Source organism: Streptomyces verrucosisporus (genome assembly GCF_017114865.1).
GTDB lineage: Bacteria > Actinomycetota > Actinomycetes > Streptomycetales > Streptomycetaceae > Streptomyces > Streptomyces fenghuangensis.
In genome coordinates, this window is record NZ_JADEYH010000015.1 from 102,240 (window position 1) to 120,380 (window position 18,141).

Sequence of the window (18,141 nt, forward strand, 5' to 3'; positions counted from 1 at the left end):
GGACATGAACGGGATAGTCGGCAGCCACGATCTGCTGCTGGTCACCCTGGACACCCTGCGCCACGACGTGGCCCGCGATCTGGCGGCCGAGGGAGCCATCCCCAACCTGGCACGTCACCTGCCGGACGGGCGATGGGAGGAGAGGCACTCCCCCGGCAGCTTCACCTACGCCTCCCACCAGGCGTTCTTCGCCGGTTTCCTGCCCACTCCCACCGCCCCGGGGCCGCATCCGCGGCTGTTCGCGGCCCGTTTCGAGGGCAGTGAGAGCACTGCGGGGGGCACCTGGGTCTTCGACGCACCGGATCTGGTGACCGGGCTGGCACAAGCCGGCTACCACACGGTCTGCATCGGAGGCGTGGGCTTCTTCAACAAGCGCGGCGCACTCGGCTCGGCGCTGCCCGGCCTGTTCACCGAGAGCCACTGGGAGCCCGAGTTCTCCGTCGCCTCCCCCACCTCCTTCGAGGCGCAGGTCGCCCGGGCCGAGGAGGTCGTGGCCGCGCTCCCGGCCGGGAAGCGGCTGTTCCTGTTCGTCAACGTCTCGGCGCTGCACCAGCCCAACTGGTTCCACCTGCCCGGCGCCACGGCCGGGGCCGGGGACTCCCTCGCCACCCACGCGGCGGCGCTGCGCTATGTGGACCGGCACATCGGGCGCCTGTTCGCCGCCGCGAGCAGCCGCCGCCCGTGCTTCACCGTCGTCTGCTCCGACCACGGCACGGCCTACGGGGAGGACGGCCACACCGGCCACCGGATCGGCCACGAGGTGGTCTGGACGGTGCCCTACGCCCATTTCACCCTCGACGCCTGCGAGCCGCGATGAGCACCACGACCGTTTCCGCCGCCGCTCCGTTCCCGGACGGCGCCCCGGGCCCGCACCGGGACCCGCACCGGGACCCGCACCGGGACCCGCACCAAAGCTCCTACCAGAGCCCGTACCAGAGCTATGTGTACGCCTATCCGCACAAGACGGCCTACCGGCGGCTGCCGGAGCGGCCGGCGCTGCGCGGGCTGTGGGCGCGGGAGAGGACCGACGCCCTCTCCCTCTACCTGCACATCCCCTTCTGCGAGGTGCGCTGCGGCTTCTGCAATCTCTTCACCCGCATCGGCGCGCCCGACGGGCTGACCGGCGCCTACCTCGACGCGCTGGAACGGCAGGCGGGCCCGGTGCGCGAAGCGCTGGGCGGGGGCGCCCGGTTCGCCACCGCGGCCTTCGGCGGCGGCACCCCCACCTTCCTGACCGCCGCCGAACTGGAGCGGCTGTGCGACATAGCCGAGGAACGGATGGGAGCGGACCTGCGAGCGGTGCCCCTGTCGGTGGAGGCGTCCCCGTCGACCGCCACCGCCGACCGGCTGGCCGTCCTGGCCGGGCGCGGCACCACACGGCTGAGCCTCGGGGTGCAGAGCTTCGTCGACGCCGAGGCACGGGCCGCGGTGCGCCCCCAGCGGCGCTCGGACGTCGAGGCCGCTCTGGGCCGCGTCCGGGAAGCGGGCATCCCGGTGCTCAACATCGACCTGATCTACGGAATCGAGGGACAGACCACCGCCTCCTGGCAGCGCTCCCTGGACGCCGCGCTCGCCTGGGAGCCGGAGGAGCTCTACCTCTACCCGCTCTACGTCCGCCCGCTGACCGGTCTGGGGCGCACCGCCGCGGACCCTGACGCCTCCGGCGGGCCCGACGGGTCCGGTGTGCCCGACCCCCGGTGGGACACGCAGCGGCTGGCCCTGTACCGCCACGGCCGCGACCATCTGCTGGCACACGGCTACGAGCAGGTGTCGATGCGGATGTTCCGCCGCACCGGGACGGCGGCCGCCGCGAAGACGGGCGGAGGCACGGCCGACCACGCCTGCCAGACCGACGGCATGGTGGGGCTGGGCTGCGGCGCCCGGTCCTACACCTCCGCCCTGCACTACTCCTTCGACTACGCCGTGGGGATGCGCCGGATACGCTCCATCGTCGACGACTACGTCTCCCGCCCGGCCGAGTCCTTCGCCCACGCGGAGGTCGGCCGGTGGATGGACACCGACGAGGCCCGCCGCAGGCACCTGCTCCAGTCGCTGCTCCAGGCCGAGGGGATGGAGACGGCGGAGTACGCGGACCGGTTCGGTGCGCCGCCCGCCGAGCACTTCCCCGCCGAACTGGCCGGCTTCGCCGAGCGCGGCTGGCTGGACGAGGGCGGGGCCCCCGGGCGGCTGCGGCTGTCGGCGGAGGGCCTGGCCCACTCCGACGCGGTCGGCCCTGCCCTGTTCTCCCCGTCCGTGCGCGCCGCGATGGCCGCATACGACCCGAGGTAGCGGAGGCCGCCGTGGACCTGACCCTGCTCTACCGCGGGCCGCTGGCCTCGTGCGACTACGACTGCCCGTACTGCCCGTTCGCCAAGCGGCGCGACTCCCGCGAGCGGCTGCGCGCCGACCGGGAGTCGCTGGAGCGCTTCGCCGACTGGGCGGCCGAGCAGCGCGAGGACCGGCTCTCGGTGCTGTTCACCCCGTGGGGCGAGGGCCTGGTGCGGTCGTGGTACCGGCACACCCTGGCCGGGCTGAGCCGGCTGCCGCACGTGGCACGGGTGGCGATCCAGACCAACCTGAGCTGCCGCACCGGCTGGCTGGACGACGCCGACACCGACACCCTCGCCCTGTGGTGCACCTACCATCCCGGCCAGACCCCCTACGGGCGCTTCCTGGCCAGGTGCCGCGAGCTGGCGGACAAAGGCGTGCGCCACAGCGTCGGAATCGTCGGCCTGCCCGGCCATCTGCACCATGCCCGGCGGCTCCGCGCCGACCTTCCCGAGCACGTCTACCTGTGGGTCAACGCCGCCGAGGGCCACGCCTACACGGACGAGGAGGCCGACCGCTGGACGGCGATCGACCCCCTCTTCCCGTACAGCCGCCACCCCCACCGCAGTGCCGGGCTGCCCTGCCGCACCGGTGAGTCCGTGGTCTCGGTGGACGGTGCCGGTACGGTGCGGCGCTGCCACTTCGTCCCGGCCCCGCTGGGCAACCTCTACGACGGCTCCTGGCGCGCGGCACTGCGGCCCAGGCCGTGTCCGCTGACCGCCTGCGACTGCCACATCGGGTACGTCCATCTGGAGTCGCTGCCGCTGTACGACGTCTTCGCGGGCGGTGTCCTGGAGCGGATACCGGCCTCCTGGCCGGGTGCGGTAGCCGCGCCGGCTCAGCGCTTGACGCCGACCCCGCCGTAGAGCGCCACGCGACGCAGCTCGCCGGTCTCGGGCACCGGTCCGTCCGGCCGCCACAGCGGAAGCTGCACCAGCCCGGGGTCGGTGAGGCCCCAGCCGTCGAAGAACGACAGGATCTCGGCATGGCTGCGCAGGCTGACCTGGGCGGTGGCGTTCCGGTAGACGCCGGTGCCCTCCTCCGCCTTCTCCTTCCCGTGGAAGTCCGAGGTGCCGTGGGTGAGCACGAGGCAGCTTCCGGGGGGCAGCGCGCCGCCGAGCGCGGCCACGAGCCCCGCGGGATCCTCCTCGTCCTTGACGAAGTGCAGGACGGCGACGAGGAGCAGGGCCACCGGACGGTCGAAGTCGATCAGTTCCCGGACGGCCGGATGCTCGATGACGGCCTCGGGCCTGCGGGCGTCGGCCAGGACGAACTCGGCGTTGCCCGCACCGGTGAGCTTGGCACCGGCGTGGACGGAGACGATGGGGTCGTTGTCGACGTACACCACGCGGGTGTCGGGGGCCGCGGCCCGGGCGATCTCGTGGGTGTTGGGCGAGGTGGGGATGCCGGTGCCGACGTCGATGATCTGACGGATGCCCAGCTCCTCCACCACCGTGCGCACCGCACGGCCGAGGAAGTCCCGGTTGGCCCGGGCACTCACCCGTACGTCCGGGGCCATCTTCATCAGGCGTTCGGCGGCCTCGCGGTCCACCTCGTAGTTGTCGCTTCCGCCGAGGTAGTAGTCGTACATGCGGGCCGGGTGCGGCCTGCTGGTGTCGATCTGCTCGGGTGTGAAGCCCTCGTGCGCCTGGCGGGTCAGGTGGGGCTGGTCGGTCATGCCGTCGCCGTCCTCGTCGTCATCGTCTTCGTCATCCTCTCGTCGTCGTCCTCGTCGGCATCTCGCCGGTTCTCAGCACGGGCTCTGTGCGGAACGTGCGGAGTACACGGAGTGCGCGGGCTGCGTGGGCCGCGGTGCGGGACCCGCACCCTCCTGGACGAGCAGGAAGTCGGCCTGCCCCGACTTGACGCCCCGGATGAATCCCGCCATCGCGTGGCGGGCGTATATCAGAGCGGGCCCGTCGGGATCGGTGGACTGGCGCAGCGCCACCCTTCCGTCCGCGAGCCGCATGGCCTCCACGCAGCTTCCCCCGTTGCCGCCGCTCCACGGCTTGTGCCAGCCCTCGCTCCCCAACTGGCGGGCGGGCATACCGTTGTAGACGCGTTTCCTCATGGGGTGGTTCACAGCTCCTTGAGCAGGCCGTCCAGGACGGCCTCGGTCCGTCGCACCGGCACCGCCTGTGCGCACATCCGGTCCAGCGCCTCCTGGAACGCCGAGACGTCGTCGCGCTGGTCGAAGTAGACGGCACCCACCAGGCTCTCGCTGTAGGCGACGTCGGGCAGTTCCGGGATGGGGAACCGGAAGATGTGGAAGGGCCCGTACATGGCCGGGTGCGGACCGGCCTCGAAGGGCATGACCTGCAGGCGTACCGTCGGCATCGAGCACGCCTCGATCAGGCGGGAGATCTGCCCGCGCATGACCTCGGGTCCGCCGATGGGCCTGCGCAGCACGGTCTCGTCCATCACCACCCACAGCAGGGGCGGTTCGTCGCGCGTGAGCAGCCGCTGGCGTTCCAGCCGCAGCGCGATGCCTCGCTCGATCTCCTCCTCCGCTGCGTGCGGCATGCCCGCACGCAGCACGGCGCGGGCGTACTCCTCGGTCTGGAGGAGTCCGGGCACGTAGTGCGGCTCGTAGGCGCGGATGACGTGGGACTCGCTCTCCAGGCTGACGAAGGCGCTGAACCAGTCGGGCAGCACATCGCGGTAGCGGTGCCACCAGCCGGGCCGGTTGGCCTCCCGGGCCAGGGAGAGGAAGCTGTCGATCTCCGACTGCTCGGTGATGCCGTAGGTGCGCAGCAGCTTCTCGACGTAGGGGATCTTCAGGCCGACCTCGGCCCGCTCCATCCGGCGGATGGTGGCGTGTGTGACGTCGAGCGCCTCGGCTGCCCGCTCGTAGGTCAGTCCCGCACGCCGCCGCAGGTCGCCCAGCCGCCGGCCGAGCACCACCCGCAGAACCGTGGGGGCGCCGCCCGCCCTGGTGTCAGCCACCGCACCCCTCCCGCGCTCCAACTCACTTGCTCACAGCGGCAGTTTGTCATGCCGCCGAATCCTCCCGACAGGGTGGCATGCACGTTTGTGCAAACAACAGATTGATCCTTGCCAGATGTTGCTCACGACCTTCACACTGAGGGCGTGGCTTACTTTTCCGATGTTCGCCCGCTGGAGCGCCCCGGAGGGTCCGTCGACAGACCCCTGCGGGACGCGTTCCGCCTCCCGGCCATGGGCACCTCAGTGGCCCAAGCCCGCAGAAGGGTCCTCGCCCGGCTGACGGAGTGGGACATCGGGACGGTGACCCGCGACGACGCGCAACTGGTCGTCTCCGAACTCTTCACCAACGCCGTGCGTCACACCGACAGCGAGAAGATCGACTGCGAGCTGCGCGTCACGGGCGCGCGGCTGCGGCTGGCGGTCACCGACCAGGGCTTCGGTCCGGCCCGGCACGCCGGGGGCGCGGCGGGGCTCTGCCCGGAAACCGGCCGCGCGGAAGGGGAGAACGGACGCGGACTGCTGCTGGTCAGCGCCCTGGCCCAGGCCTGGGGGGTACGGCCGGGCGCCGGCGGCAGGGGCCACACGGTCTGGGCGGAACTGGGCTTCGGCCCCTCCGCCCCGTGACACGGGAACGCCCGGCCTTGGCGGGGGAGGCCGGGCGTTCCCGTCCCGAACCCGGCGCCGCCACACGGGAGGGCACGCCGCGGCCCGCGGGCGGCCGCGGATAGCGTGGCCGTACGACCACCGTGTCCGACGACGAACTGATCGCCTCCACCGAAGCGGTGCTCCGTCCGCACCCCGCCGGCGGCCGGCTCTTCGGCAACGTGGCCTCGGCCCTGGTGACGGAGACGGCCGCCTCCACTCGGGCGTGTGCATCGACACCGGCTCGGGGACGGGTTTCTGCGCCGAGCACGCGGCCATCGCCGCCATGGTCACGGCGCGCGAGTACCGGATCGCGAGGATCGTCGCCGTATGGCGGGACGAGGGGGCGCGCTGCGCGTGGTGCCGCCGTGCGGGCGGTACCGGGAGTTCATCCGGCAGATCGGCCCGGGCAACCTCGACACCGAGGTGGTACTCGGGCCTCGGCATTCGCGCCGGCTGCGGGAACTGCTGCCGTACCAGGAGTGGCCCAGCGCGTACGGCTGAGCCGGCCCGCGCGCCTCCCCGCGAGCTGTGCCACGGGTGTACGGTAAGCGCTTGCCAGGCCGCGCGTCCGCCCGCCCTCCCCGTTCTGGAGCCGCAAGTGAGCACGGATCACCGCCCCGCCAACCCGGCCTCCGGCGAGCTCCGCCTGTGGTACCCCCGCCCCGCCGCCGAATGGCTCCAGGCCCTGCCGGTGGGCAACGGCCGCCTGGGAGCGATGGTCTTCGGCGGCACGGACGGCGAGCGGCTCCAGCTCAACGAGGACACCCTGTGGGCCGGCGGCCCCCACGACTACGACAACCCCCGCGCCCTCGCCTCCCTCCCCGAGGTCCGCCGGCTGGTGTTCGAGGAGCGGTGGGACGAGGCGCAGGCCCTGGCCGACTCCGGCCTGATGGGCGTCCCCGTCGAGCAGCTCCAGTACCAGACCGCCGGCGATCTGCACCTGTCCTTCCCCGGGGACGGCGAGACCACCGGCTACCGGCGCGAACTCGACCTGGCCACCGCCGTCGCCTCGGTGGAGTACACGCGCGGCGGGGTGCGCCACCGCCGCGAGGTGTTCGCCAGCGCGCCGGACCAGGTGATCGTGGTCCGGCTGACCGCCGACGCCCCCGGCGCGGTCTCCTTCACCGCCCGCCTCGACAGCCCGCTGCGCTCCGCCTCCCACTCCCCCGCCCCGCACACCATCGCCCTGGACGGCACCGGCGACGATGCCCGGGGCATCGCGGGCGTGCTGCGCTTTCGCTGCCTGGTACGGGCGGTCGCCGAGGGTGGCGCCGTGCGCTCGGCGGACGGTGAGCTGCGCGTCGAGGGGGCCGACGCCGTCACCCTGCTGGTCTCGGCCGCCACCAACCACCGCGACTGGCGCGGTGTGGAGGAGGATCCCGGGGCGGCCGCCCGCCGCGCCGCCGCCCCGGTGGACGCGGCGGCCACCCGGCCCTGCGCCGAGCTGCGTGCCCGTCATATCCGCGACCACTCAGCCCTGTTCGACCGGGTACGACTGGAGCTGCCGCTCACGCCCGCCGCCGCGCTGCCGACCGACGAGCGGGTGGCTCGCTTCGCGCGCGGTGAGGATCCGCACCTGGTGGCGCTGTACTTCGCCTACGGCCGCTACCTGCTCATCGCCTGCTCCCGTCCCGGCACCCAGCCCGCGAACCTCCAGGGGCTGTGGAACGACCTGACCGACCCGCCGTGGGGCGGCAAGTACACCATCAACATCAACACCGAGATGAACTACTGGCCGGCCGCCCCCGCCAACCTTCTGGAGTGCTGGGAGCCTTTGTTCGGCCTGCTGGAGGATCTGGCCTCCGCCGGCGCCCGTACCGCCCGGGCCATGTACGGCGCGCGCGGCTGGGTCGCCCACCACAACACCGACCTGTGGCGCGGCACCGCGCCGGTGGACGGGGCGTTCTGGGGGATGTGGCCCACCGGCGGCGCCTGGCTGGCGCTGTCGATCTGGGAGCACCACCGCTTCACCGGCGACGAGGAGAAGCTGCGCGAGCGCTATCCGGTCCTGGCCGGCGCGGCGCGCTTCTTCCTGGACTCCCTGGTCGAGGACCCGCGGACGCGGGAGCTGGTCTCCTGTCCGTCGATCTCCCCCGAGAACGCCCACCATCCCGGCCCCGGCGGCTCGCTGTGCGCGGGGCCGGCCATGGACAACCAGATCCTGCGCGATCTGTTCGAGGCCACCGCCGCGAGCGCCGAACTGCTCGGCGTGGACGAGGAGCTGGCGAAGGGGGCTCGGGCGGCGCGCGAGCGGCTGGCCCCGCCGCGGATCGGGGAGCTGGGACAGCTCCAGGAGTGGCGCGAGGACTGGGACGCGATCGCACCCGAGCGCGGCCACCGGCACGTCTCGCATCTGTACGCGCTGCACCCGGGCGGCCTGATCACCCGGCGCGGCACCCCCGAGCTGTTCGAGGCGGCGCGCACCACGCTGGAGCTGCGGGGCGACGCGGGCACGGGCTGGTCGCTCGGCTGGAAGATCAACTTCTGGGCGCGGCTGGAGGACGGCGCGCGCTCCCACAAGCTGCTGACCGACCAGCTCACCCCCGAGCGCACCGCCCCGAACCTCTTCGATCTGCACCCGCCCTTCCAGATCGACGGCAACTTCGGCGCCACCGCGGGAATCTGCGAGTGGCTGGTGCAGAGCCACGCCGGTGAGGTCCATCTGCTGCCCGCCCTGCCGCCCGCGTTGCCCGAGGGGTCGGTGCGCGGGCTGCTGGCGCGCGGCGGTTTCGAGGTGGGTCTCACCTGGCGCGGCGGCGGGCTCACCGGGGCGGAGCTGCTCTCCCGGGCCGGGCGCCGGGTGCGGGTGCGCACGGCCGGCGAGGTCGTCGCTGTGTCCTGCGAGGGGCGGCCGGTGGAGGCCGTACGGCCGGAAGGCGGGGTCGTGGAGTTCGAAACGATCCCTGGGCGCGTCTACCGGCTCTCCCCGGCCTGAGGAACGCCCGCACCGCGGGATCGTGCACGCCGGTGGCGGGAACTTTCCGGGGGCCGCCGTCCGTTCCCCGTCACCAGGAGGTGCGTTGTGGGCACTGGACACGCACGACGGGGAGAGGGCGACGGCGACGACGCCGGAAGAGACGCCTGGGACGACATCGTGCTCGACGAGGACTTCATACGCGGCGCCGAGGTGAGCGAGCCGGCCGCGCGTACGCGCATGCTGCGGGCCCGCTGGCGGGACAACCCGCCAGAGCCGCAGCCGTGGCGGGCGGACGAGCCCCCGGCGGGGTGGTTCTGGAGCAGGGGCCGCCGCAAGGGGCGCCGGTGGCGCCGCCGCAAGGACGGCTGACGCCCCCGGCCGTGCGGCGGCGGACCGTGCGGGGGCGCGGGCCGCCACCCGCGCCCCCGCACGGGGCCTCACCGGCTGTGCCGACCGGTACGGCCGGGCCGACTGGACCGGCCGTACCGCCCGCGCCGGCCGCTTCAGCCGCGGACGCCCAGCAGGTGCTCCAGCGCCAGCTGGTCCAGCCTCTCGAAGGCCATGCCGCGCCCGGCCGCGGCGTCCACGTCGAACTCCTCGAACGCGGCGGTGTCGGCCAGCAGGTCGGCGGCGGTCTCGCCCTCGTTCAGGGTCGGCCGCGCCAGCTCGTCCAGACGCGAGGCGCGCAGCGCCTCCTGGACTTCGGGGTCGGCACGGAAGGCGGCGGCCTTCTCCCTGAGGATCAGGTAGTTGCGCATGCAGCCGGCCGCCGACGCCCACACACCGTCGAAGTCCTCGGTGCGCGGCGGCTTGAAGTCGAAGTGCCGCGGCCCCTCGTAGCCGGCCGACTCCAGCAGGTCCACCAGCCAGAACGCCTGGCGCAGGTCGCCGGCGCCGAAGCGGAAGTCCTGGTCGTACTTGATGCCGGACTGGCCGTTGAGGTCGATGTGGAAGAGCTTGCCGTGCCACAGCGCCTGTGCGATGCCGTGCGGGAAGTTCAGTCCGGCCATCTGCTCGTGGCCGACCTCGGGGTTGAGGCCGACGCGGTCGGCGTGCTCCAGCTCGTTGATGAAGGCCAGGGCGTGGCCGACGGTCGGCAGCAGGATGTCGCCGCGCGGCTCGTTGGGCTTGGGCTCGATGGCGAAGCGCAGGTCGTAGCCCTGGGAGACGACGTAGTCGCCCAGGAGGTCGAAGGCCTCCTTCAGGCGGTCCAGCGCCACCCGCACGTCCTTGGCGCCGCCCGACTCCGCGCCCTCGCGGCCGCCCCAGGCGACGTAGGTGGTGGCGCCCAGTTCGGCGGCCAGGTCGATGTTGCGGATGGTCTTGCGCAGCGCGTAGCGGCGCACGTCCCGGTCGTTGGCGGTGAAGGCGCCGTCCTTGAACACCGGGTGCTTGAAGAGGTTGGTGGTGGCCATCGGCACCTTCATGCCGGTGGCGTCCAGCGCCTGGCGGAAGCGCTTGACGGTACCCTCGCGCTCGGCGTCGGAGGAGCCGAAGGGGATCAGGTCGTCGTCGTGGAAGGTGACGCCGTGGGCGCCCAGCTCGGAGAGCTTCCGGACGGTCTCGACCGGGTCGAGGGCGGGGCGGGTGGCGTCGCCGAAGGGGTCGCCACCCTGCCAGCCCACGGTCCACAGACCGAAGGTGAACTTGTGCTCGGGTGTCGGCTCGTAGCTCATGTCATGCCTCTCGGGTATTTCGTCAGGCCCGTTGACAAATTAGTATGCGCCCAGAAGCCCCAGAGAGGAAGAGGCGACATGGCCGCACCCGAAGGTCCGCTCGTTGTCGGTGTGGACAGCTCGACGCAGTCCACCAAAGCGCTGGTCGTCGACGCCGCCACCGGCGAGGTGGTCGCGCGCGGCCAGGCACCCCACACCGTCTCGCCCGACCACGAGAGCGATCCGGAGCAGTGGTGGCAGGCGCTGCGGCAGGCGCTGGAGCAGTGCGGGCCGGCCGTCCACCGGGCCACCGCGGTCTCGGTCGGCGGCCAGCAGCACGGACTGGTGACGCTGGACGGCCAGGGCCGCCCCGTCCGCCCCGCACTGCTGTGGAACGACGTGCGCTCGGCCCCGCAGCGCGACCGCCTGGTGGCCGAACTGGGCGGGCCGGAGGCCTGGGCCGAACGCTTCGGCAGCGTCCCGGCGGCCTCCTTCACCGTCACCAAGTGGCAGTGGCTGCGCGAGAACGAGCCCGAGGCGGCCGCCGCGGTGAAGGCGGTGCGGCTGCCGCACGACTACCTCACCGAGCGCCTGACCGGCCAGGGCACCACCGACCGGGGCGACGTCTCGGGCACCGGCTGGTGGTCGACGGCCGACCAGGCCTACGACCAGGAGATCCTGGGGAAGGTCGGTCTCTCCCCCGACCTGCTGCCCCGCGTACTGGGCCACGGCGAGGCGGCCGGCACGGTACGGCCGCAGGAGGGGCTGCCGCTGCCCCAGGGCACGCTGGTGGCCACCGGCACCGGCGACAACATGGCCGCCGCCCTCGGACTCGGTCTTCGGCCGGGCCGGCCGGTGCTGAGCCTGGGCACCTCCGGCACCGTCTACGCCGTCTCCACCCGCCGCCCCGCCGACCCCACCGGCACCGTCGCCGGCTTCGCCGACGCCCGCACCGACTGGCTGCCGCTGGCCTGCACCCTCAACTGCACCCTGGCCGTGGACCGCGTCGCGGCCCTGTTCGGCCTGGACCGCGAGGCCGTCGAGCCGGGCGGCGGCGTGACCGTCCTGCCGTTCCTGGACGGCGAGCGCACCCCCAACCTCCCCTACGCCTCCGGCACTCTGACCGGCCTGCGGCACGACACGAGCGCGGGCCAGATCCTCCAGGCCACCTACGACGGCGCGGTCTACGCCCTGCTGGCCGCCCTGGACCTGGTCCTGGACGAGGACGCCGAGCCGGACGCCCCGATCCTGCTGATCGGCGGCGGCGCGAAGGGCACCGCGTGGCGCGAGACGGTACGGCGCCTGTCGGGACGGCCGGTGGTCGTGCCGCGCGCACAGGAGCTGGTCGCGCTCGGCGCGGCGGCGCAGGCCGCGGCCCTGGTGCTGGGCGAGGACGCGGCGGCGGTCGCACGCCGCTGGTCCACCGCCGAGGGCGCCTCGTACGAGGCGGTGGAGCGCGACGAGGAGGCGCTGACCCGCCTGGCGGCCACCCTGAGCGACGCCGATACGCTGCTGCGGCGGCACTGACCGGCGGCGCCGTCCCACGGCCCGCCCGCACAGTCCTGCCGCGCAGGTCCCGTCCCGTGCCACCACCGTCCGCGGCACCGTCCGCACAGCCCTTGAGGAGTACGCCACCGATGGCAGCACCCGCGCCCAACACCCAGCAGGAGATGCGGCGGCGGAACCTGGCGCGCGTACTGCACGCGGTGGCCGACGGCGGCCCCCAGTCGCGGGCCGCCGTCGCGGCGCGGATCGGGCTCACCCGCACCGCCGTCTCCACCCTCGTGGACGAACTCCTGGGCGCCGGGTTGCTGGTGGAGCTGGGGCCGGGCCGCTCCGGCGCGGTCGGGCGGCCGGGCACCGCGCTGGCGCTCAGCGACAGCGGCCCCTGCGGAATCGGCGCCGAGATCGGCGTCGACCACCTCGCCGTGTGCGCCGTCGACCTGCGCGGCGAGATCCGCGCCCGCACCGCGATGGACGCGGCCAACCGGGACAGCGATCCCGGCCCGGTGCTGGAACGACTGGCCCGTCTGGTCAGGGAGGTCGCGGACGAGGCCCGCGGGCTGGGTCTGCGCCCGGCCGGGCTGGCCGTGGCCGTGCCCGGTCTGGTCGCCCGCGGGACCACGACCGTCGTCCAGGCCCCCAACCTCGGCTGGACGGACCTCGACCCGGCGCCCCGTCTGAACACGGGCGTGCTCGGCTCCGGGCCTCTCACCGGCAGCGGCGGCGACACGGCCGTGTACTCCGTCGACAACGAGGCCAACCTGGGCGCCCTGGCCGAGCTGTGGCTGGGCGGCCACACTCCGCCGTCCGGCGACTTCGTCCACGTCTCGGCCGAGATCGGCATCGGCGCCGCGATCGTGGTGGACGGGGAACTCCTGCGCGGCACCCGCGGGTTCGCCGGCGAGCTGGGCCATGTGCCGGTGCGTCCGGAGGGCCGCCCGTGCGCCTGCGGCGGCAGCGGCTGCCTGGAGCAGTACGCGGGCGAGGAGGCCGTCCTGCGGGCCGCCGGACTCGATCCGCGCGCCACCGCCGCGCGGTACCCCGGCCCCGGCGCCCGCATCGACCTGCTCGCCACCCGCGCCGAGGACGGTGACCGCGCGGTACTGGGGGCGCTGGCCGAGGCCGGAAGCGCGCTGGGCATCGCCCTGACCGGCACGGTCAACCTGCTCGACCCGCGGACCGTGGTCCTGGGCGGCGCCCTCGCCCGGCTGGCGCCCTGGCTGCTGCCCTCCCTGGAGCAGGAAATGGGCCGCCGTCTGGCAGGCCCCCCGCCGGTGTCGGCCTCCCGCCTCGGCGCGGAAGGTCCGCTGCTGGGCGCGGCCCACTCCGTCGTCCGCGCGGTCCTGGACGACCCACTGGCCCACCGCGCCTGAACGGCACGTGCCGATGAGGGCGGCCGAACGCGGCGGTCCACACCCGTGCACGGCGGTACGCGCCCGCCGCTGTCAACTTCGGAATCCACCATTCACTCTTTCGGAGTATTCGGTGTCCGTTTCACCATGACGGCGGTTCCGCCTGCGCAGAGTACCCCCCGTGTACAGAAGGCACAGCAGGTGGGGAGCGGGAGCGGGGGCGGTCGTCCTGGCACTCACCGCGGCGGGCGGGGCCCGCGCCGACGGGGCGACCGTTCCGCGGCCCTCTCCGTCGGCCGCGGGCGCCGAGGCCCGGACCGGCGGCGGTACCGAGGTACGGCTGACCGCCGGTGACGCGTCGGTGGCGGTCGTGGGACGCGCAGCCTGTCCGGGGCTGTCCGTGGTGATCACGGCCGGCGGCGGTACCGGTGTACGGCTCGGCGTGTCCCTGGGGCACCCGTGTCCGACCCCGCCTCCTCCGGCACCCACGCCCACGCCCACCCCGCCTCCTCCTCCGGCACCCACGCCCACGCCCACGCCCACCCCGCCTCCTCCGGCACCCACGCCCACGCCCACCCCGCCTCCTCCTCCGGTGCCGCCCTCGCCCACGCCCGCGCCTCCCACGGCTCCTCCGTCACCGTCCTTCCGGCCGCCCGTGGAGCCGCGTCCGACGGGCGCGTCCGTCACCGCACCGACCGCCCCCGCGCCCCGTGAACCGGCGCCTCCACCCTCTCCGACGCCTCCGCCGGAGAGTTCGCCGCCGAAGCGGCCCTCCCCGCTCCCGAGCGTCTCCCCTCCACCCGCTCCCCGTCCCGAGACCCGGCGCCACCGGTCCGGCTCGGGGCTGCCGCTCACCGGGCGCGCCCTGCTGATCGTCGCCCCGGCGGTGCTGGCCGCCGCCGCGCTGCGCCCGCGCTCCGGCTCCCGATCCCGCTGACCGAGGCCGAAAGCCCGAAGGAGCCCCCTTGTGAACGACTGGCTCTTCCTGTTCCTCGCCGTCGCCGTCTCCTGCGCCGCCGTCGTGACCATCATCCTGCTGCGGCGGCGCCGTACGAGCGAGGACGACGACCCCTCCGAGACCCCCGACGTCATCGAGTACATGACCATGATGATCGGTGTGGTGTACGCGATCGTCCTCGGCCTGGCCATCGCGGGCGCCTGGGAAGGGCGCTCCGCCGCCGAGGAGTGGACGCGGCAGGAGGCCCAGGCGCTGCACGAGGTGCGCGAGCGCGCCCAGGCCTACCCCGCCGCGGTCCGCGACCGCGTCCGCGAGCGCGTCGACGCGTACGTCCGTCACACGGTCACGGTGGAGTGGCCCCACATGGCCGAACACGGCGAAACGACCGACCGGGGGACGGCGCTCCTGGCGGACCTGCGGCGGACCGTCACCGGCCACGAACCGGCCACCGTGCGCGAGGCGCAGACGTACCAGGCCCTGGTGGACCAGGTCGCCCTGGCCGACGAGGCCCGTACCGCCCGGTCGCAGGGCGCCGAACCGACGCTGCCCGGTGTGGTGTGGCTCGGTCTGGTCTCGGGTGCGGTGATCGCGGTGGGCATGGTGTTCGCCCTGCAGATCCAGCGCTCGGGCCGGGAGCTGGTACTGGCAGGCCTGTTCACCTCGCTGATCGCGTTCCTCCTCTTCCTGGTCTGGTACTTCGACTCCCCCTTCACCCGCGGTTTCGCGGACCCGACCGAGGCGTTCACCACGCTCTTCCCACGCGCCTCGGGCGACTGAGATCACACCGCGCGCCCCGGGCTGCGCGCAGTCCGGTGGGTAGGCACCCTGGAGACCGACCGCACAGCCGTGAACCAGACGAGGAGCCCCGGGTGCCCGCACTCTTCCCCAGCCTGTACCAGGCGCCGGACAAGCCCGCGCTGCACTTCGGCGACCGGGTGATCGACTACGGCCGGCTGGCCGGGGCCGCGCACGCGCTCGCCCTGGAGATCGCCGAGGCCGGCCGGGTGGCGGTGTGGGCGACTCCCTCGCCGCACACCTGCGTCGGCGTCCTGGCCGCGCTGCTGGCCGGGGTCCCCGCCGTACCCGTCAACCCGCGCATCGGCGAGGAGGAGCTGGCCCACATACTCACCGACAGCACGCCCACCCGGGTGCTGGCCGCTCCCGGCGACGAGCTGCCCCCGGCCCTGGACGCGCTGCCGCGCACCGATGTCGCACTGGAACCCGGGGCCGATCCCAGCCCCGACGGCACCACGGCCGCATCCGACGAGAACGGCCCGGCGCTGATCGTCTACACCTCCGGCACCACCGGACCGCCCAAGGGCGTGGTGGTGCCGCGCCGCGCGATCGCCAGCACGCTGGACGACCTGGCCGACGTCTGGCGGTGGACGGGCGACGACGTGCTGGTGCACGCGCTGCCGCTGTTCCATGTGCACGGACTGGTCCTGGGCGTGCTGGGCCCGCTGCGGCGCGGGGGCACGCTGCGCCATCTGGGCCGCTTCTCGCCCGAGGCCGTCGCGGCGGCGCTGGAGGAGGGCGGCACCATGGTGTTCGGCGTGCCGACGATGTACCACCGGCTGGCCGAGGCCCTGGAGACCGGCGGCGAGGCGGGCGAGGAGAGGGACGAGGAGGGGAGCGCCCGGCTGGCCGCGGCCCTGCGCGGGGCCCGGCTGCTGGTGTCCGGCTCGGCCGCGCTGCCCCTGCACGACCACGAGCGGATCACGGCCGCGACCGGGCAGCGCGTCGTCGAGCGCTACGGGATGACCGAGACGCTGATGATCACCAGCGTGCGGGCGGACGGCGAGCGCCGCGCCGGCACCGTGGGCGTTCCCCTGCCCAGCGTGGACGTACGGCTGGTGGACGACGAGGGGCGGCGCATCGAGGGCGGCGACGGCGAGACCGTGGGCGAGATCCAGGTGCGCGGGCCCAACCTGTTCACCGAGTACCTGCACCGGCCGGACGCCACCGCGCAGGCCTTCGCGGGCGGCTGGTTCCGCACCGGCGACATGGCCACCCGGGACGCCGACGGCTTCTACCGGATCGTGGGCCGCAGAGCGACGGACCTGATCAAGAGCGGCGGTTACCGGATCGGCGCCGGGGAGATCGAGAACTGCCTGCTGGGCCATCCCGGCATCGCCGAGGCGGCGGTCGTCGGCGAGCCCGACCCGGACCTGGGCGAACGGATCGTTGCGTGGGTGGTGCCGGCCGACGGGCAGCCGCCCACCGAGCAGGAGCTGGTCGACCATGTGGCGCGGCGGCTCACGCCGCACAAGCGGCCCCGGGCCGTGCGGTTCACCGACGCCCTGCCCCGCAACGACATGGGCAAGGTCATGAAGCGGGAGCTGGGCCGTGGCTGAGCGGCCGGCCGGAGAGGGGCCGAAGCCGACGGGGCCGGGCGGGCGGCTGCCGGCCCGTGCGGTGATCGACGCGGTGGCCGACGGCTTCGCCGAGATCCCCGGCACCGACGGCGGCGGGGACGGAGGCACCGGCGACGGCGCTTACGGGGACGGGCCGATCGCCTGGGAGGGCTACGGCCGGGCACTGGCCCGCGCGCACGAGCGCACCGGCGAGCACGAGTCGGTGCTGTGCGGCACCGGCACGGTCGGCGGCGTCCCGGCGGTCCTGATCGCCTTCGAGTTCGCCTTCCTCGGCGGCTCCCTCGGGCAGCGCACCGGCGACCGCATCGAGGCCGCCCACCGGCACGCCCGCCGGTCGCGGCTGCCGGTGGTCTCCCTGACGGCGACCGGCGGCAGCCGTATGCAGGAGGGCATGCGGGCGCTGGTGCAGCTCCAGCGCGTGGCACGGCAGTCGGCGCTGACCCGGGCGGAGGGCCTGCCCCAGATCGCCGTCGTACGGGACCCGACGACCGGCGGCGGCTGGGCGACGCTGGGCGCGGGCTCCGACGTGGTGCTGGCCCTGCCGGGCGCCCAGGTCGCCTTCGCCGGCTCGCGGGTGCGCCCTCCGTACGCCGACCCGGCCGCGTACGGCGCCGAGGAGAAGCTGACGGCCGGGCAGGTCGACCGGGTCGTGGCGCCGGAGGAGCTGTCCGGCGTCCTGGGCCGCTGGCTGTCCCTGCTCTCCTCCCCCGACGGCGCCACCGGTGCCGTCGGGGCCCCCGCCGAGCCGCCGCGTGCGCTGGGCGGCGGCTCGGCGGGGGCGCCGGGTCTGCCGGAGACGGGCTGGGAGGCGGTGGAGCGGGCCCGTTCCACCCGCCGGCCGCGCGCGGACGCCTATCTGGACGCGTACTTCGAGGTCCGCGAGGAGATGTCGGGCGACCGCTGCGGCGGCACCGACCCCGGGATGCGCTGCGGCTTCGGGCGCAGGGACGGCCGTACCATCGCCTACGCCGCCCAGTGCGGCACGCCGACCCTGCCGGCGGGCTTCCGCACCGCCACCCGGCTGATCCGGCTGGCCGACCGGCTGGGCATCCCGGTGCTCACCCTGGTGGACACCCCGGGCGCGGCCAACGACGAGGCGGCCGAGCGCTCCGGCGCGGGCGCGGCGATCGCGGACCTCTTCGCGGCGGTGGCCGAGGCCCGGGTCCCGGTGACGACCCTGGTGGTCGGCGAGGGCGGCTCGGGCGGGGCACTGGCGCTGGCGGCGCCGGGGAACACCTGGGTCACCTCGGACTGCTACTTCTCCGTCATCGCCCCGGAGTCGGCCGCGGCCATCCTCAAACGCGGCCCGGAGCACGTCCGCGAGACGGCGGACCATCTGCGGCTGCGCCCGCAGGACCTGGTGGACCTGGGCGTGGCGCGCGGCATCGTGAGGACGTAGTAGCGTCGGCGCGCCGGAGTGAGCGGCGGCCGTGCCGTGTCCGGGCGCGGCGGGCGCCGTGCC

Annotated in this window: 17 protein-coding genes; 13 read left to right on the forward strand and 4 right to left on the reverse strand. The window is 74.4% G+C overall.

Annotated features, from left to right (window positions below):
* The first annotated feature begins 4 nt into the window (after positions 1 to 4).
* Genes IQ279_RS17555 through IQ279_RS17565 form a run of 3 tightly spaced genes read left to right on the forward strand, consistent with a single transcriptional unit; the run spans position 5 to position 3,194 of the window.
* Positions 5 to 817 carry an STM4013/SEN3800 family hydrolase gene (locus IQ279_RS17555; RefSeq protein ID WP_206349540.1) on the forward strand — a complete coding sequence of 271 codons (813 nt, stop codon included), beginning with the start codon at positions 5 to 7 and terminating at the stop codon, positions 815 to 817.
* On the forward strand, positions 814 to 2,289 hold the full coding sequence (locus IQ279_RS17560) for an STM4012 family radical SAM protein (RefSeq protein WP_206349499.1): 1,476 nt from the start codon (positions 814 to 816) through the stop codon (positions 2,287 to 2,289). Before IQ279_RS17555 ends, IQ279_RS17560 begins: the two co-directional genes overlap by 4 nt.
* Before the next feature lie 11 nt (positions 2,290 to 2,300).
* A complete protein-coding gene (locus IQ279_RS17565) occupies positions 2,301 to 3,194 on the forward strand; it encodes an STM4011 family radical SAM protein (protein ID WP_206349500.1) in 894 nt (297 codons plus the stop codon).
* On the opposite strand, the gene IQ279_RS17570 is transcribed toward IQ279_RS17565, so the two are convergent.
* The 3 genes from IQ279_RS17570 to IQ279_RS17580 form a co-directional block, all read right to left on the reverse strand.
* The gene (locus IQ279_RS17570) at positions 3,167 to 4,006 is read right to left on the reverse strand and encodes an SAM-dependent methyltransferase (protein ID WP_206349501.1); all 840 of its coding nucleotides are present in this window, start codon (positions 4,004 to 4,006) and stop codon (positions 3,167 to 3,169) included. The genes IQ279_RS17565 and IQ279_RS17570 overlap by 28 nt on opposite strands.
* Before the next feature lie 72 nt (positions 4,007 to 4,078).
* Positions 4,079 to 4,399 carry a DUF397 domain-containing protein gene (locus IQ279_RS17575; RefSeq protein ID WP_206349541.1) on the reverse strand — a complete coding sequence of 107 codons (321 nt, stop codon included), beginning with the start codon at positions 4,397 to 4,399 and terminating at the stop codon, positions 4,079 to 4,081.
* Between the two features lie 8 nt (positions 4,400 to 4,407).
* Complete coding sequence (locus IQ279_RS17580) at positions 4,408 to 5,274, reverse strand: Sco1979 family transcriptional regulator (protein ID WP_206349502.1); 867 nt, start codon at positions 5,272 to 5,274, stop codon at positions 4,408 to 4,410.
* Between the two features lie 231 nt (positions 5,275 to 5,505).
* Between IQ279_RS17580 and IQ279_RS17585 the strand changes: the two genes are divergently transcribed.
* The 4 genes from IQ279_RS17585 to IQ279_RS17595 all read left to right on the forward strand — a co-directional run bounded on the left by IQ279_RS17585 (position 5,506) and on the right by IQ279_RS17595 (position 9,205).
* Positions 5,506 to 5,898: an ATP-binding protein gene (locus IQ279_RS17585; RefSeq protein WP_206349503.1), complete on the forward strand. Its 393-nt coding sequence runs from the start codon at positions 5,506 to 5,508 to the stop codon at positions 5,896 to 5,898.
* Between the two features lie 348 nt (positions 5,899 to 6,246).
* Complete coding sequence (locus IQ279_RS28090; RefSeq protein ID WP_241028283.1) at positions 6,247 to 6,420, forward strand: hypothetical protein; 174 nt, start codon at positions 6,247 to 6,249, stop codon at positions 6,418 to 6,420.
* A 97-nt stretch (positions 6,421 to 6,517) separates the two neighbouring features.
* Positions 6,518 to 8,854 (forward strand): glycoside hydrolase family 95 protein, encoded by a 2,337-nt coding sequence (locus IQ279_RS17590; protein WP_307792408.1) that lies wholly within the window; start codon positions 6,518 to 6,520, stop codon positions 8,852 to 8,854.
* Between the two features lie 87 nt (positions 8,855 to 8,941).
* On the forward strand, positions 8,942 to 9,205 hold the full coding sequence (locus IQ279_RS17595; protein WP_206349504.1) for an SGM_3592 family protein: 264 nt from the start codon (positions 8,942 to 8,944) through the stop codon (positions 9,203 to 9,205).
* Between the two features lie 134 nt (positions 9,206 to 9,339).
* Here the strand turns inward: IQ279_RS17595 and xylA are convergent, their stop codons facing one another.
* Positions 9,340 to 10,512 carry a xylose isomerase gene (gene xylA / locus IQ279_RS17600; protein WP_206349505.1) on the reverse strand — a complete coding sequence of 391 codons (1,173 nt, stop codon included), beginning with the start codon at positions 10,510 to 10,512 and terminating at the stop codon, positions 9,340 to 9,342.
* A gap of 78 nt (positions 10,513 to 10,590) precedes the next feature.
* On the opposite strand from xylA, the gene xylB reads away from it, so the two are divergent.
* The 6 genes from xylB (at position 10,591) to IQ279_RS17630 (ending at position 18,078) form a co-directional block, all read left to right on the forward strand.
* Positions 10,591 to 12,018, forward strand: a complete 1,428-nt coding sequence (xylB, locus tag IQ279_RS17605; protein ID WP_206349506.1) for a xylulokinase — start codon at positions 10,591 to 10,593, stop codon at positions 12,016 to 12,018.
* A 110-nt stretch (positions 12,019 to 12,128) separates the two neighbouring features.
* Positions 12,129 to 13,367: an ROK family transcriptional regulator gene (locus IQ279_RS17610; protein ID WP_206349507.1), complete on the forward strand. Its 1,239-nt coding sequence runs from the start codon at positions 12,129 to 12,131 to the stop codon at positions 13,365 to 13,367.
* Between the two features lie 438 nt (positions 13,368 to 13,805).
* Positions 13,806 to 14,060, forward strand: a complete 255-nt coding sequence (locus IQ279_RS17615; RefSeq protein WP_206349508.1) for a hypothetical protein — start codon at positions 13,806 to 13,808, stop codon at positions 14,058 to 14,060.
* 253 nt (positions 14,061 to 14,313) lie between these two features.
* A complete protein-coding gene (locus IQ279_RS17620; protein ID WP_206349509.1) occupies positions 14,314 to 15,081 on the forward strand; it encodes a bestrophin-like domain in 768 nt (255 codons plus the stop codon).
* A 92-nt stretch (positions 15,082 to 15,173) separates the two neighbouring features.
* On the forward strand, positions 15,174 to 16,658 hold the full coding sequence (locus tag IQ279_RS17625) for an acyl-CoA synthetase (RefSeq protein ID WP_206349510.1): 1,485 nt from the start codon (positions 15,174 to 15,176) through the stop codon (positions 16,656 to 16,658).
* A complete protein-coding gene (locus IQ279_RS17630) occupies positions 16,651 to 18,078 on the forward strand; it encodes a carboxyl transferase domain-containing protein (protein WP_206349511.1) in 1,428 nt (475 codons plus the stop codon). The genes IQ279_RS17625 and IQ279_RS17630 overlap by 8 nt, the downstream gene beginning before the upstream one ends.
* The last annotated feature ends 63 nt before the right edge of the window (positions 18,079 to 18,141 follow it).